This is a genomic window from Pseudomonas sp. rhizo66, from assembly GCF_031931925.1.
GTDB lineage: Bacteria > Pseudomonadota > Gammaproteobacteria > Pseudomonadales > Pseudomonadaceae > Aquipseudomonas.
In genome coordinates this window covers 328,857-343,576 of sequence record NZ_JAUJWZ010000002.1, presented here as the reverse complement: position 1 = coordinate 343,576, position 14,720 = coordinate 328,857, and the positions used below count along the sequence as shown (strand labels likewise).

The 14,720-nt window shown below is 59.8% G+C and carries 16 protein-coding genes; 5 read left to right on the top strand and 11 right to left on the bottom strand.

Features of this window, described 5'->3' with window-relative positions; genetic code table 11:
* Nucleotides 1-31 precede the first annotated feature (31 nt).
* The 5 genes from QZR14_RS03580 to dadA all read right to left on the bottom strand — a co-directional run bounded on the left by QZR14_RS03580 (nt 32) and on the right by dadA (nt 4,064).
* Nucleotides 32-448 (bottom strand): c-type cytochrome, encoded by a 417-nt coding sequence (locus tag QZR14_RS03580; protein ID WP_095049336.1) that lies wholly within the window; start codon nt 446-448, stop codon nt 32-34.
* A gap of 181 nt (nt 449-629) precedes the next feature.
* Nucleotides 630-1,178 (bottom strand): cupin domain-containing protein, encoded by a 549-nt coding sequence (locus QZR14_RS03575; RefSeq protein ID WP_007920393.1) that lies wholly within the window; start codon nt 1,176-1,178, stop codon nt 630-632.
* 88 nt (nt 1,179-1,266) lie between these two features.
* On the bottom strand, nt 1,267-2,340 hold the full coding sequence (gene alr / locus QZR14_RS03570) for an alanine racemase (RefSeq protein WP_311995899.1): 1,074 nt from the start codon (nt 2,338-2,340) through the stop codon (nt 1,267-1,269).
* A 94-nt stretch (nt 2,341-2,434) separates the two neighbouring features.
* Nucleotides 2,435-2,788, bottom strand: a complete 354-nt coding sequence (locus tag QZR14_RS03565) for a RidA family protein (RefSeq protein ID WP_038359209.1) — start codon at nt 2,786-2,788, stop codon at nt 2,435-2,437.
* A complete protein-coding gene (dadA, locus tag QZR14_RS03560; RefSeq protein ID WP_250605683.1) occupies nt 2,760-4,064 on the bottom strand; it encodes a D-amino acid dehydrogenase in 1,305 nt (434 codons plus the stop codon). Before dadA ends, QZR14_RS03565 begins: the two co-directional genes overlap by 29 nt.
* Before the next feature lie 154 nt (nt 4,065-4,218).
* On the opposite strand from dadA, the gene QZR14_RS03555 reads away from it, so the two are divergent.
* Nucleotides 4,219-4,707, top strand: a complete 489-nt coding sequence (locus QZR14_RS03555; protein ID WP_003177284.1) for an Lrp/AsnC ligand binding domain-containing protein — start codon at nt 4,219-4,221, stop codon at nt 4,705-4,707.
* An 87-nt stretch (nt 4,708-4,794) separates the two neighbouring features.
* Here the strand turns inward: QZR14_RS03555 and QZR14_RS03550 are convergent, their stop codons facing one another.
* Nucleotides 4,795-5,148 (bottom strand): YkgJ family cysteine cluster protein, encoded by a 354-nt coding sequence (locus tag QZR14_RS03550; RefSeq protein WP_250605901.1) that lies wholly within the window; start codon nt 5,146-5,148, stop codon nt 4,795-4,797.
* Between the two features lie 147 nt (nt 5,149-5,295).
* Here QZR14_RS03550 and QZR14_RS03545 point away from each other — a divergent pair, with 147 nt between their 5' ends.
* Nucleotides 5,296-6,606: an NAD(P)/FAD-dependent oxidoreductase gene (locus QZR14_RS03545; RefSeq protein WP_311995898.1), complete on the top strand. Its 1,311-nt coding sequence runs from the start codon at nt 5,296-5,298 to the stop codon at nt 6,604-6,606.
* 143 nt (nt 6,607-6,749) lie between these two features.
* On the opposite strand, the gene QZR14_RS03540 is transcribed toward QZR14_RS03545, so the two are convergent.
* The gene (locus tag QZR14_RS03540) at nt 6,750-6,992 is read right to left on the bottom strand and encodes a DUF1127 domain-containing protein (RefSeq protein ID WP_311995897.1); all 243 of its coding nucleotides are present in this window, start codon (nt 6,990-6,992) and stop codon (nt 6,750-6,752) included.
* Nucleotides 6,993-7,170: 178 nt separating this feature from the next.
* Between QZR14_RS03540 and QZR14_RS03535 the strand changes: the two genes are divergently transcribed.
* Complete coding sequence (locus QZR14_RS03535; protein ID WP_311995896.1) at nt 7,171-8,592, top strand: aminotransferase-like domain-containing protein; 1,422 nt, start codon at nt 7,171-7,173, stop codon at nt 8,590-8,592.
* A gap of 60 nt (nt 8,593-8,652) precedes the next feature.
* The gene (locus QZR14_RS03530) at nt 8,653-10,221 is read left to right on the top strand and encodes a phospholipase D family protein (RefSeq protein WP_250605679.1); all 1,569 of its coding nucleotides are present in this window, start codon (nt 8,653-8,655) and stop codon (nt 10,219-10,221) included.
* 88 nt (nt 10,222-10,309) lie between these two features.
* On the opposite strand, the gene QZR14_RS03525 is transcribed toward QZR14_RS03530, so the two are convergent.
* The gene (locus tag QZR14_RS03525) at nt 10,310-11,455 is read right to left on the bottom strand and encodes an MFS transporter (RefSeq protein ID WP_250605678.1); all 1,146 of its coding nucleotides are present in this window, start codon (nt 11,453-11,455) and stop codon (nt 10,310-10,312) included.
* 192 nt (nt 11,456-11,647) lie between these two features.
* Nucleotides 11,648-13,141 carry an aldehyde dehydrogenase gene (locus QZR14_RS03520; RefSeq protein WP_038359230.1) on the bottom strand — a complete coding sequence of 498 codons (1,494 nt, stop codon included), beginning with the start codon at nt 13,139-13,141 and terminating at the stop codon, nt 11,648-11,650.
* 237 nt (nt 13,142-13,378) lie between these two features.
* On the opposite strand from QZR14_RS03520, the gene QZR14_RS03515 reads away from it, so the two are divergent.
* On the top strand, nt 13,379-13,741 hold the full coding sequence (locus QZR14_RS03515; protein WP_064589815.1) for a cupin domain-containing protein: 363 nt from the start codon (nt 13,379-13,381) through the stop codon (nt 13,739-13,741).
* A gap of 206 nt (nt 13,742-13,947) precedes the next feature.
* On the opposite strand, the gene rpmG is transcribed toward QZR14_RS03515, so the two are convergent.
* Both rpmG and rpmB read right to left on the bottom strand, forming a co-directional pair.
* A complete protein-coding gene (gene rpmG, locus QZR14_RS03510) occupies nt 13,948-14,103 on the bottom strand; it encodes a 50S ribosomal protein L33 (RefSeq protein ID WP_003177274.1) in 156 nt (51 codons plus the stop codon).
* Nucleotides 14,104-14,114: 11 nt separating this feature from the next.
* A complete protein-coding gene (gene rpmB / locus QZR14_RS03505) occupies nt 14,115-14,348 on the bottom strand; it encodes a 50S ribosomal protein L28 (RefSeq protein WP_007920377.1) in 234 nt (77 codons plus the stop codon).
* Nucleotides 14,349-14,720: the final 372 nt, after the last annotated feature.

Below are 14,720 nucleotides of genomic sequence, written 5' to 3'. Positions count from 1 at the left end.
CGAAGACGGTTTTTTTCATCAGAAGCGCGCCTTACTTCAGGCCGGACATCTTCTGGATTGCGCCTTTCAACTCGTCATCCGAGCAATCGGCGCAGGTGCCTTTTGGCGGCATGGCGTTGATGCCGGTGATGGCTTTGGCCAGGATGCCGTCGAGGCCACCCTGATGATCGGCACGTTCTTTCCACGCAGCGGTGTCACCAATTTTCGGCGCGCCCAACAGGCCGGTACCGTGGCAAGCATTGCAATGCTTGGCAATCACTTCGTCCGGGGTTTTCGCCCCGCCACCGCCGCCTGCGGAAGCGGCAACTTCCATCCCCTTGCATTCCTGACCTTGCACACACACCTGACCGACCGGCTCGAGGCGTTTGGCAATGTCGTCATTCGTCGCAGCTTGAGCGCTGACAGCCCAGAGGGCCAGTACGGTTGCTGGTGCGGCCAGCATTTTCATAATTAGGTTCACGCGTTCACCCTCAATGGTGGCTATTCACGCCTGCGGCCACGGTTCGCAGGCGGGCGGAAGTATAGCGGGTAGCCCGCCACACTGAAACAACCCCATAGTCGAAGGGGTTATACCGCACGGTAGATAAACGGTCTGGATGCCTTTGCCATCATGGCTTGGCACCTCTTTGTTAAAAATTCGCCGGCGTGGCTGCGCTGATTAGTCGCGCAGGCGCGTCGAACGGATTACGAAAACGGTGCGGTTTGGTACTTTCAAAATAGTAGCTGTCGCCGGCTTCGAGAATAAAAGTTTCCAGACCCACCACCAGTTCCAGACGACCTTCCACCAGAATCCCGGTTTCTTCGCCTTCATGGGTGAGCATTTCTTCGCCGGTGTCGGCGCCCGGTGGGTAGATTTCGTTGAGGAAGGCGATGGCGCGGCTGGGGTGCGCGCGGCCGACCAGTTTCATGGTCACGGCGCCGTCGGAGATGTCGATCAGCTCGTTGGCCTTATAGACGATCTGGGTCGGGACTTCCTGCAGGATTTCTTCGGAAAAGAACTCGACCATGGACATGGGAATGCCGCCCAGTACCTTTCTCAGCGAACTGATCGAAGGGCTGACGCTGTTCTTTTCGATCATCGAAATGGTGCTGTTGGTGACGCCCGCGCGTTTGGCGAGTTCACGCTGGGAAAGCCCTTTGAGCTTGCGGATCGATTGCAGTCGTTCACCGACGTCCAAGGCGGGAGCCTCCAGATGTTGTAAGAATATTGAGCGTTATCATGGCGACAGCGTTCAGTATTTACAACACTTGGCCCCCGCAGCGGCGTCAAGCCTCGGAATAGAGCCTTGGCACTCGACGCAGGTTGCAGAAGATCTGGTACGGAATGGTGTCGGCCCACTGCGCCACTTCGCTGGCGAGGATGTTTTTGCCCCACAACTCGACAGTCGAACCGAGGTCGGCTTCCGGCACGTCGGTGAGGTCAATGCAAAGCATGTCCATCGACACGCGACCGAGAATGCGGCTGCGTTTACCAGCCACCAGCACCGGCGTGCCGGTCGGCGCCTGACGCGGATAGCCGTCGGCGTAGCCCATGGCAACCACGCCGACGCGCATCGGCTTGTCGGTGATGAATTTGGCGCCGTAGCCGATCGGCTCGCCGGTCGGCAGTTCACGGACGCAGATGACTTTCGACTCCAGGGTCATCACCGGCTGCAGACGGTCAGCCACGGCGTTGGCCTCTTCGAACGGGGTCGCGCCGTAAAGCATGATGCCCGGGCGCACCCAATCGCTGTGAATCTGCGGCCAGCCGAGTACGGCCGGCGAATTGCGCAGACTGACTTCTGCCGCCAAACCCTGACGCGCCGCTTCAAACACCGCAACCTGCTCGGTGCTGCTCTGCGCGTGCAGTTCATCGGCGCGGGCGAAGTGGCTCATCAAGACGATCTTCGCCACTTTGCCGCTGGCCAGCAGCCGTTGGTAGGCTGCCGGGTAATCCTTGGGATGCAGACCGACGCGGTGCATGCCCGAATCAAGCTTCAGCCACACGGTAATCGGCTTGCTCAGTGTTGCCTGCTCGATCGCTTCGAGCTGCCACAGCGAGTGCACCACGGTCCAGAAATCATGCTCGACGATCAGCGCCAGCTCATCAGCCTCGAATATCCCTTCAAGCAACAGTACCGGCGCCTTGATGCCGGCCGCGCGTAACTCCAGCGCTTCTTCGATGCAGGCGACGGCAAAACCGTCGGCTTCGGCTTCAAGCGCCTGGGCGCAGCGCACCGCGCCGTGGCCGTAGGCATCGGCCTTGATCACCGCAAGCGCCTTGGCGCCGGTGACTTCGCGGGCAATTCGGTAGTTGTGGCGCAGGGCTTGAAGGTCGATCAGGGCACGGGCAGGACGCATGGCGGCAGACTTCTAGGCGGTCATGGGAAGAAAAACCGGCGCCGGCTGACGACGTGAACCGCCAACAGCGCCGGGAGAGGGATCTTTGAAACTGTTATGGCAGCGCGGCGACGATGGAAATCTCCACCAGAATGCTCGGCTTGGCCATTTTCGCTTCGACGGTGGCACGGGCCGGGGCGGCGCCTTTGGGCAACCACTGGTCCCACACCGAGTTCATTCCGGCGAAGTGCGCTTCGATGTCGTTCAGGTAGATCGTTGCCGACAACAGATGCTGTTTGTCAGTGCCGGCCAGATCAAGCAAACGCTCGATATTGGCGAGGACGTCGCGGGTCTGCTGTTCAATCCCGGCGTCGAAGTCGTCGCCGACCTGCCCGGCCAGATACACGGTGCCGTTGTGGCTGACGATCTGACTCATGCGCTCATTGGTGAGCTGGCGCTGGATTGCCATGTTTTGCGGACTCCTGGGTCTTGTTGCCATAACGGGAAATATCGAGGCCTTCGGCGCTGATCTGCGGTTTTTTCTTCGCCATCAGATCGGCCAGCAAACGACCGGAACCGCACGCCATGGTCCAACCGAGCGTGCCGTGACCGGTGTTGAGAAACAGGTTCTTGAACGGTGTGGCACCCACGATCGGCGTGCCGTCCGGGGTGGTCGGACGCAGACCGGTCCAGAAACTCGCCTCGGCCAGATTACCGCCCTGAGGATAAAGGTCGTTGACGATCATCTCCAGGGTTTCGCGGCGGCGCGGGTTCAACGACAGGTCAAAACCGGCGATTTCGGCCATGCCGCCAACGCGGATGCGGTTGTCGAAACGGGTGATCGCGACCTTGTAGGTCTCGTCGAGAATGGTCGAGGTCGGGGCCATTGCCGGGTTGGTGATCGGCACAGTCAGCGAGTAACCCTTGAGCGGATACACCGGGGCCTTGATGCCCAGCGGTTTGAGCAGTTGCGGCGAGTAGCTGCCGAGCGCCAGCACGTAGCGGTCAGCGGTTTCCAGCTTGCCGTCGATCCACACACCGTTGATGCGATCACCGGCGAAGTCGAGTTTCTGAATGTCCTGGCCGAAGCGGAATTCGACGCCGAGTTTCACGGCCATTTCGGCGAGACGGGTGGTGAAGATCTGGCAGTCGCCAGTCTGGTCGTTCGGCAGGCGCAGGGCACCGGCGAGGATGTCAGTGACGCCCGCCAGGGCCGGTTCGACGCGGGCAATGCCGGCGCGGTCGAGGACCTCAAACGGCACGCCGGATTCTTTCAGCACGGCAATGTCTTTGGCGGCGTTATCCAGTTGTGCCTGGGTGCGGAACAGTTGAGTCGTGCCGAGGCTGCGGCCTTCGTAGGCGATGCCGGTTTCAGCGCGCAGTTCGTCGAGGCAGTCGCGGCTGTACTCGGACAGACGCACCATGCGCTCCTTGTTCACCGCGTAACGGCTGGCGGTGCAGTTGCGCAGCATCTGCGCCATCCACAAGTACTGGTCGATGTCAGCGGTGGCCTTGATCGCGAGAGGGGCGTGGCGTTGCAGCAGCCACTTGATCGCCTTCAGCGGTACGCCCGGCGCAGCCCACGGCGATGCGTAGCCCGGCGAGACCTGGCCGGCGTTGGCGAAACTGGTCTCCATGGCCGCAGCGGGCTGCCGGTCGACCACCACCACTTCAAACCCGGCACGGGCCAGATAGTAAGCACTGGCGGTACCGATGACGCCGCTACCCAAGACCATAACGCGCATTTTGTTTCCCTCATCGCGGCTTTTTGCCGAGCTGTGTTGTTAGAGCAATGATGCGCGCAGTGTAAAAAAGAAATGCCAGTGCTTTTCACTATATAAGCGCCTATATTTGGCGACAATTCTCGGCAAAAACCCTTTTCACGGAGGCGCATCCCCTATGCGTACCAACACTCAGACCAAACGTGAGCTGGACAAGATCGACCGCAACATCTTGCGGATCCTGCAGGCGGACGGGCGGATTTCCTTTACCGAGCTCGGCGAAAAGGTTGGCCTCTCCACTACGCCGTGTACCGAGCGGGTGCGGCGTCTGGAGCGCGAAGGAATCATCATGGGCTACAACGCCCGGCTGAATCCGCAGCATTTGAAGGGTAGCTTGCTGGTGTTCGTCGAGATCAGTCTCGACTACAAATCCGGCGATACTTTCGAGGAGTTCCGACGCGCGGTGCTGAAACTGCCGCATGTGCTGGAATGTCATTTGGTGTCAGGGGATTTCGACTATCTGGTGAAGGCGCGGATTTCCGAGATGGCCTCGTACCGCAAGCTGCTGGGCGACATTCTGTTGAAGCTGCCGCATGTGCGTGAGTCGAAGAGTTATATCGTGATGGAAGAGGTGAAGGAGAGCCTGAGCTTACCTATTCCGGATTGAGTTTTTGAAGATCAAAAGATCGCAGCCTTCGGCAGCTCCTACATGGGAATGCATATCTCTGTAGGAGCTGCCGAAGGCTGCGATCTTTTAAACCAACACCTGCCGATTTGACGCCATGTACTCGAATATCTGCTTCTCCACCCGAGGATGAATCAGCTCGACCGGCCGTCGCTCATTCGGGCAAGGCAAGGTCTTGGTCGTCCCGAACAACCGGCAAATCAACGGCCGCTCTTCATACACCGTGCAGCCATTCGGCCCCAGATGCACACAGTTCAGTTCTTCCATCGCCGCATCCTGCTCGGCGCGACTCTTGCGCGGCAGGCGCGCCATTTCTTCCGGCGAGGTGGTTACCGGGCCGCAGCAATCGTGACAGCCGGGCACGCACTCGAATGAGGGAATCTGCTGGCGCAAGGTGCGGATTTTCTGGCTGTTGCAGCTCATCGAAGCGGTGACCAAGGTGAAATAGACGGCAATTGTGCCGCAAAAGCCGCGATCCGGACACCGCAGGCCGACCAGTGTTGCCCACGTTCGGGCGTGCGGCTTATGCTCCGTCAAATTTTCTCGACACTTAGCCGTTGGATGACGCCCATGACTGCCCGCGCCTTCACCTCCGCGAGCCAACCCCACGTTGCCTCTTATTACGCCGCCAGCAGCCTGCCGCAGCCCGATCACCCGATGTTGCAAGGTGACATGCTGGCCGACGTCTGTGTGGTCGGGGGCGGCTTTTCCGGGTTGAACACTGCGCTGGAACTGGCCGAACGCGGCCTCAGCGTGGTGTTGCTGGAAGCGCACAAGATCGGTTGGGGCGCCAGCGGCCGCAACGGCGGGCAGCTTATTCGCGGGGTCGGTCACGGTCTCGACCAGTTCGCCAACGTCGTCGGTGCCGACGGCGTGCGCGCGATGAAACTGATGGGCCTGGAAGCGGTAGAAATCGTTCGCCAGCGCGTCGAGCGTTTTCAGATTGCCTGCGATTTGACCTGGGGCTACTGCGACCTCGCCAACAAACCGTCCGACCTCGAAGGCTTTGCCGAAGACGCCGAAGAACTGCGCAGTCTTGGCTATCGCTATGAAACCCACTTGCTGCAAGCCAACGAAATGCACACGGTGGTCGGTTCCAAACGCTATGTCGGCGGCTTGATCGACATGGGTTCCGGCCATCTGCACCCGCTGAATCTGGCCTTGGGCGAAGCGGCAGCGGCGCAGCAGTTGGGTGTGAAGCTGTTCGAACATTCGGCAGTAACCCGTATCGACTACGGCCCCGAAGTGCAGGTGCATACAGCCCAAGGCTCGGTGCGCGCGAAGACGCTGGTGCTTGGCTGCAATGCCTATCTCAACGATCTGAACCCGCAGCTCAGCGGCAAAGTCCTGCCTGCCGGCAGCTACATCATCGCCACCGAGCCGTTGAGCGAGGCGCAGGCGCACAACCTGCTGCCGCAAAACATGGCGGTCTGCGACCAGCGTGTGGCGCTGGATTACTACCGACTCTCGGCGGATCGCCGCTTGTTGTTCGGCGGTGCCTGCCATTATTCGGGACATGATCCCAAAGACATCGCGGCGTACATGCAGCCGAAGATGCTGGAAGTATTCCCGCAACTGGCTGGCGTGAAGATCGATTATCAGTGGGGCGGCATGATCGGCATCGGCGCCAATCGCTTGCCGCAGATCGGCCGCCTCGCGGATCAGCCGAATGTGTATTACGCCCAGGCGTACTCCGGGCACGGGGTGAATGCCACACACCTGGCGGGCAAGTTGCTCGCCGAGGCGATCAGCGGGCAGCACAGCGGTGGCTTTGATCTGTTCGCCAAGGTGCCGCACATCACCTTCCCGGGCGGCAAGCATTTGCGTTCGCCGTTGTTGGCGTTGGGGATGTTGTGGCACCGGATGAAAGAGTTGGTCTGATGGATTTGCAGCGATCCTGAGGCCGTTTTCGCGAGCAGGCTCGCTCCCACAGGGGACCTGCGGTGGATGGGAATCTTGTATCCACTGGAGATCAATGCGGGAGCGAGCCTGCTCGCGAATGGATCGAAAAAACAATACAGATTTCAGATCCGCCAGAACGGCTTCAACCCCTCCTCCTGCGCTTGCTCACGGGTCAGCCCGATGTCCTTGAGCTGGTCCGCCGTCAACGCCAGCAACGCCTTGCGCGTGTGCAGACGATGCCAGAACAGATCCCAGCGACTCAGGCCGGACGGCGCATTGCGCATGAGATTGCGCGCACTGTCCTTCTGCCCTGCCGCCAGTTCCTGACTGTGTAACGTCAGCCGCACATCGCTCAAGCCGTTCATTTTCAATGCTCCTGTTTACTTGGGTAGCCAGAGATTCCATGATGCGCGGGCGAGCAAAACCATTACAGATCCAAAGTTACTGTATTAACTCCATACAGAATTGCCGCTATACCGACTGAATTGCCGGTTTTTGCTGCATCTGTACTGGTTTATCGAATCACCGCACCGAGGCAGCGCCATGACCCTTTATGTAAATCTCGCCGAATTGCTCGGCACGCGCATCGAACAAGGCTTCTATCGTCCCGGCGATCGGTTGCCATCGGTGCGCGCCTTGAGCGTCGAACACGGGGTCAGCCTGAGCACGGTGCAGCAGGCCTATCGCATGCTCGAAGACAGCGGCCTGGCCACGCCGAAGCCCAAGTCAGGCTACTTCGTGCCGGTCGGCCGCGAGCTGCCGGAGCTGCCCGCCGTAGGCCGTCCGGCGCAGCGCCCGGTGGAGATTTCGCAGTGGGATCAAGTGCTGGAGTTGATTCGCGCGGTGCCGCGCAAGGATGTCGTGCAACTGGGCCGCGGCATGCCGGACATCAGCTCGCCGACGATGAAGCCATTGCTGCGTGGGCTGGCGCGAATCAGCCGCCGTCAGGACATGCCCGGTCTGTATTACGACAACATTCACGGTACCCTCGAACTGCGCGAACAGATCGCTCGACTGATGCTCGACTCCGGCTGCCAGTTGAGCGCCAGCGATCTGGTAATCACCACCGGCTGCCATGAGGCGCTGTCCACCAGCATCCACGCGATCTGCGAGCCGGGGGATATTGTCGCGGTGGACTCGCCAAGTTTTCACGGCGCCATGCAGACCCTCAAAGGCCTGGGCATGAAAGCCCTGGAAATCCCCACCGACCCGCTCACCGGGATCAGCCTCGAAGCGCTGGAACTGGCACTGGAACAATGGCCGATCAAGGTCATCCAGCTCACCCCCAACTGCAATAACCCGCTCGGCTACATCATGCCCGAGTCACGCAAACGCGCCCTGCTCAATCTCGCACAGCGCTTCGACGTGGCGATCATCGAGGACGATGTGTATGGCGAACTGTCCTACACCTACCCGCGCCCTCGCACGATCAAATCCTTCGACGAAGACGGCCGCGTGCTGTTGTGCAGTTCGTTTTCCAAGACCCTGGCGCCGGGGCTGCGCATTGGCTGGGTCGCGCCGGGTCGATACCTTGAGCGGGTGTTGCACATGAAATACATCAGCACCGGCTCGACCGCGCCGCAGCCGCAGATCGCCATCGCCGAATTTCTCAAGGCCGGTCATTTCGAACCGCATTTGCGGCGCATGCGCACACAATACCAGCGCAGTCGCGACCTGATGATCGACTGGGTGACCCGCTATTTCCCGGCGGGCACCCGCGCCAGCCGGCCGCAAGGCAGCTTCATGTTGTGGGTCGAGTTGCCGGAAGGTTTCGATACCCTGAAGCTCAATCGTGAGTTGCACGACCAAGGCGTACAGATTGCCGTCGGCAGCATCTTTTCCGCTTCAGGCAAGTACCGCAATTGCCTGCGGATGAACTACGCTGCCAAACCGACAGCGCAGATCGAGGAGGCGGTGCGCAAGGTCGGCGCGACGGCCATCAGATTATTGGCCGAAGCCGACTGACCTTTTTCCAGAGAACCGCGTCCATATGCCTACCCTTGCCGCCAACCGGAATGATCCTACGTGAGCTTCAGACAGCCCCTACTCGCTTTGCTGTTACTCGCCTCGTTCCTCAGCGGCTGTGCCAGTCTCGATGTTCCGCGTGAGCCCAGCCAGGCGCTACCGGCGTCCGACTCCAGCTTCGGCCGGTCGATTCAGGCGCAAGCGGCGCCCTACCAAGGTCGCTCGGGTTTTCGCCTGCTGTCCAACAGCAGCGAAGCGTTCACTGCTCGCGCCGAGCTGATCCGCAACGCCCAGACCAGTCTCGATCTGCAGTACTACATCGTCCACGACGGCATCAGCACGCGGATGCTGGTGGAGGAACTGCTCAAGGCGGCCGATCGTGGCGTGCGTGTACGCATTTTGCTCGACGACACCACCAGCGACGGCCTCGACCAGATCATCGCCACCCTGGCGGCGCATCCGCAGATCCAGATCCGTCTGTTCAACCCGCTGCATCTGGGCCGCAGTACCGGCGTCACCCGCGCAGCAGGCCGCTTGTTCAATCTGTCGCTGCAGCATCGGCGCATGCACAACAAGCTGTGGCTGGCGGACAACAGCGTGGCCATCGTTGGCGGGCGCAATCTCGGTGACGAGTATTTCGATGCCGAGCCGAACCTGAATTTCACCGACATCGACATGCTCAGTGTCGGGCCGGTGGCCGAGCAGCTCGGGCACAGTTTCGACCAGTACTGGAACAGCGCCCTGAGCAAACCGATCGACGAATTTCTCTCCACCCGACCGACCGCCAAGGACCTGCAGAACACCCGTACACGCCTGGAAGAGTCGCTGGAAGACACGCGCAAACAGAATCACGCGCTGTATCAGCAGTTGATGACATTCAAGACCGCACCGCGCATGGATATCTGGCGCAAAGAGCTGATCTGGGCGTGGAATCAGGCGCTGTGGGACGCGCCGAGCAAAGTGTTGGCCAAGGATGAGCCGGATCCGCAGTTGCTGCTGACCACGCAATTAGGGCCGGAGCTGCGCGGCGTCAGCAAAGAGCTGATCATGATTTCGGCGTATTTCGTACCGGGCCAACCGGGCCTGGTGTACCTGACCGGCCGTGCCGATGCAGGGGTATCAGTGAGCTTGCTGACCAACTCGCTGGAAGCCACCGATGTGCCAGCGGTTCACGGCGGCTATGCGCCGTATCGCAAAGCGTTGCTGGAGCATGGCGTGAAGCTGTATGAACTGCGCCGTCAGCCTGGGGATAACTACGGCAGCGGTCCGCATGTGTTTTACAGCAAGTCGTTTCGCGGTTCCGATTCAAGCCTGCACAGCAAGGCGATGATCTTCGACCGGCAGAAATCGTTTATCGGCTCATTCAACTTCGACCCGCGCTCGGTTCTGTGGAACACCGAAGTCGGGGTCTTGGTCGACAGCCCTGAGCTGGCCGAACATGTACGTGAGCTGGCATTGCAGGGCATGGCGCCGGCGCTGAGTTACCAGGCGAAACTGGAGAACGGGCATATAGTCTGGGTGACCGAGGATAACGGCCAGATGCATACGCTGAGCAAAGAACCGGGGAGCTGGTGGCGGCGGTTCAACGCGTGGTTCAGCACCACTGTCGGGCTTGAGCGAATGCTTTAAAAAAGCAAAAGATCGCAGCCTTCGGCAGCTCCTACAGTTGAAATGCATTCCTCCTGTAGGAGCTGCCGAAGGCTGCGATCTTTTGATCTTAGGCAGGCTCGGTTATCGGTCCGAATGCCCCTTGGCGCAAGAGCAGAATCACCAATCCAAACGCCCCGATCGCCATCAACAACGGCAACGCATGCCCGTTGATCCACTGACTGCCCGCGCCCGCCGCGAGCGGCCCGACCAGACACCCAATACCCCACAACTGTGCGATGTGCGCATTCGCACGCACTAGCGCATCGTCGCGATAGCGTTCGCCGATCAGAATCAGCGACAGGGTGAACAAGCCACCAGCACTCGCCCCGAACAACACCCACAGTGGCCAGATCAGCAACGTATCGAGCAACAGCGGAATCGCCAGACTCGACAACATCAACACCAGCGCGCAACCGGCGAACAACGTACGCCTCGACAGGTAATCGGCCAACGCGCCAATCGGCAACTGCAGCAGCGCATCGCCCACCACCACGGTACTGACCATCGCCAGCGCAATCTCGGCAGTGAAGCCCTGCTGCAGGCAATAAACCGGCAGCAACGTCAGGATCATCGCCTCGAACGCGGCGAACAACGACACCGCCCAGGCAATCGCCGGCAACTCGCGGGCGAAGCCCCACAACTCGCGGAACGTTACGCTGCTCGCCTCACTGCTCGGCGCACCACTGCGGCCCAATAGCAGCAATGGCGACAGCAACAGCAAAGCGACACCGACCCAAAAACCATAATCATGCTCGGTGCCCAGCGCGCCCAACAGCAAAGGACCCGACAGTTGGCTCAACGCATAGCTGCTGCCATACAGCGCCACCAGTCGCCCGCGCCAGTTCTCGACCACCAGTTGATTGATCCAGCTCTCGCCGAGGATGAACACGATGGTCAGGATCACCCCGATCATCAGCCGTAACACTAACCAGATCGGGTAGCTCGGCAGCAACGCCAACAGACCGATCGACAGCGCCCCTGCCCACAGGCACAGGCGCATCAGATTTGCCGTGCCGAAACGTGCCGCCAGATGGCTGGAAATCTTCGCGCCCAGCAGCACGCCAATCGCCGGCATCGCCGCCATCACGCCGATGGCGAAGGCGCCGTAGCCCCAACTTTCGAGGCGCAACGACACCAACGGCATGCTGACCCCCAGGGCCAGGCCGACACTCAAGACAGACGCCAACACGGCGAAATACGTCGCCCACCGCATGTTCCACGCTCCTGTGGATAATTATTTTTAGAGGCCACATCAAACAAATGTGGGAGCGAGCCTGCTCGCGAATACGGCTGCACATTCAGCACATGGGCTGACTGATACACCGCTTTCGCGAGCAGGTTCGCTCCCACAGGGGATCTGCTTGGCCTGGAGGATCTGCTCTCGCGAACAGACCCTCCTAACGACTTACAGCTTGATCCACGTCGCTTTCAGCTCGGTGTACTTGTCGAACGCGTGCAACGACTTGTCGCGACCGTTACCCGACTGCTTGAAGCCGCCAAACGGTGCGGTCATGTCGCCGCCGTCGTACTGGTTGACCCACACGCTGCCGGCGCGTAGCGCCTTGGCGGTCAAGTGCGCCTTGGAGATGTCCTGGGTCCATACCGCAGCGGCCAGGCCATACGGCGTGTCGTTGGCGATCTGGATCGCTTCTTCAGCCGTATCGAAAGCGATGACCGACAGCACTGGGCCGAAGATCTCTTCCTGAGCGATCTTCATCGCGTTACTCACGCCGTCGAAAATCGTCGGCTCAACATAGGTGCCACCGGTTTCCTGCAGAATGCGCTTGCCGCCGGCGACCAGTTTGGCGCCATCGCTATGACCGGATTCGATGTACGACAGCACAGTGTTCATCTGCTGGGTATCGACCAGCGCACCGACGTTGGTCGCCGGGTCCAGCGGGTTGCCCGGCTTCCAGGTTTTCAGTGCCTCGATCACCATCGGCAGGAATGTGTCCTTGATCGAACGCTCGACCAGCAGACGCGAACCGGCGGTGCAGACTTCGCCCTGGTTGAAGGCGATGGCGCTGGCGGCAGATTCAGCCGCAGCCTGCAGATCCGGCGCATCGGCAAAGACGATGTTCGGGCTCTTGCCGCCGGCTTCCAGCCAGACGCGTTTCATGTTCGATTCGCCGGAGTAGATCATCAGTTGCTTGGCGATCTTGGTCGAACCGGTGAACACCAGTGTGTCGACATCGTTGTGCAGGGCCAGCGCCTTGCCGACGGTGTGACCGTAACCCGGCAGCACGTTGAGCACGCCTTTCGGAATGCCGGCCTCAACAGCCAGCGCAGCGATGCGGATGGCGGTCAGCGGGGATTTTTCCGATGGTTTGAGGATCACCGAGTTACCGGTCGACAGCGCCGGGCCGAGTTTCCAGCAAGCCATCATCAGCGGGAAGTTCCACGGCACGATAGCGCCGACCACACCCACTGGCTCGCGGGTCACCAGACCCAGTTGGTCGTGGGGCGTGGCCGCCACTTCGTCGTAGATCTTGTCGATCGCCTCACCGCTCCAGCTCAGCGCCTGCGCCGCGCCCGGAACGTCGATGTACAGCGAATCGCTGATCGGCTTGCCCATATCGAGGGTTTCGAGCAGGGCCAGTTCTTCGGCGTGCTGCTTGAGCAGGCCGGCAAATCGGATCATGGTGGCTTTGCGTTTGGTCGGCGCCAGGCGCGACCAGACGCCGGAATTGAACGTGGCGCGAGCGTTTTCTACAGCGCGCTGGGCGTCGGCGGCGTCACAGCTGGCGATCTTGCCGAGCAGGCGGCCATCGACCGGACTGATGCACTCGAAAGTCTCGCCGGAGACGGCGTCGGTGTATTCGCCATTGAGGTAGGCGCGGCCCTCGATTTTCAGGTCGCGGGCGCGTTGTTCCCAGTCGGCACGAGTCAGGGTGGTCATTTGAGTGTCCTCCTCTTGTTCAATACGAGCGCCGCGCGATCGTCGCCAGCGTCCTCAAAAATTCTGCCCGGCCAGCCTGCAATTCGGCCCAAGGCACCCGCCACCCTAAACCAGCGGCCGGGGTTGTTTCAATATATTTGACATAAGCCGGCTATACGGCCTTGCGGTGTTCATTTTAATAAACATAGACTTCCGTCAATTCCAACCATCGCGCCGTCATCACGGGAGAAAACAACAATGAACATCCAGAACGTCGTCGACATCAGCCTGACCAGCAGCGAAGCCGAACGCTATCGCCCGGACCCGGCCAAAGTGCTCAAGGGTGATCCTGAACAAGCGGTGTTTCATCAATACGAAAGCCCTTGTGGGCAGATGGGCGTCGGCGTGTGGGAAGGTGCGGTGGGTCAGTGGACGGTGAATTACACCGAGCATGAATACTGCGAAATCCTGCAGGGGGTTTCGGTGCTGCGTGACAGCGATGGCAATGCCAAGACGTTGCGCGTTGGCGACCGCTTTGTGATTCCGGCGGGGTTTCGTGGCACTTGGGAAGTGCTCGAAGCTTGCCGCAAGATCTATGTGATTTTCGAACAGAAGGCTTGAGGATTTTCGCCGACTGACCTGGCCCTATCGCTGGCAAGCCAGCTCCCACAGGGATAATTGGCGCTCAAAAGATTTGTGCACACCGCCGAAACTGTGGGAGCTGGCTTGCCAGCGATGAGGCCCGACCAGACACCACAGAAACCGAGGCAACAAAAAAGGCCCGTATCGTGAGATACGGGCCTTTTTCGTAAGTCGGGAAAAATCAATTACTTGATTTTGCCTTCCTTGTAGATCACGTGCTTGCGAACAACCGGATCATATTTCTTGATCTCGATTTTGTCCGGGGTAGTACGCTTGTTCTTGTCGGTAGTGTAGAAGTGACCAGTACCGGCGCTCGAGATCAAACGAATCAATTCACGCATGATTAGCTCCCTTAAATCTTGCCATCGCGGCGAAGTTCGGCGAGCACGACAGTGATGCCACGCTTGTCGATGATACGCATGCCTTTGGCAGATACGCGCAGACGCACAAAACGTTTCTCTTCTTCAACCCAGAAGCGGTGATGCTGCAGGTTCGGCAGGAAACGACGACGGGTTTTGTTGTTTGCGTGGGAAATGTTATTCCCAGTCACCGGACCCTTACCGGTAACTTGACATACTCTCGACATGCCTCAGCCCTCTAAAACCACATGCCCAACCCGGCATGGGTTGGCCGCTTAATCTCTCAGTCATTTGGCGCCAGGCGCCGCGTTTCTTTAGAGGTCTTACCGGCTACACCTACAGTGAAGGAACCGGGCCCCTAGAAAAGAGCGCTGCTTTATACCAGAAAGACTTCGCAGCAACAACAATCGGTGTGCAATCAATCGGCAAAAAGGCGCTTTTTCAGCCTGCAAACGCTTTGGATAAAGGCTGGCATTGATTTTTACCACTCGTCGCAGAAAATCGTCCCTACGGACGATTCAGACTTTTTACCGCGCGCCGCGGTCTGAAAAACCGCCATCACTGTGCCCCGAAAATGCAAAAAGGGGATAGTCATTTGT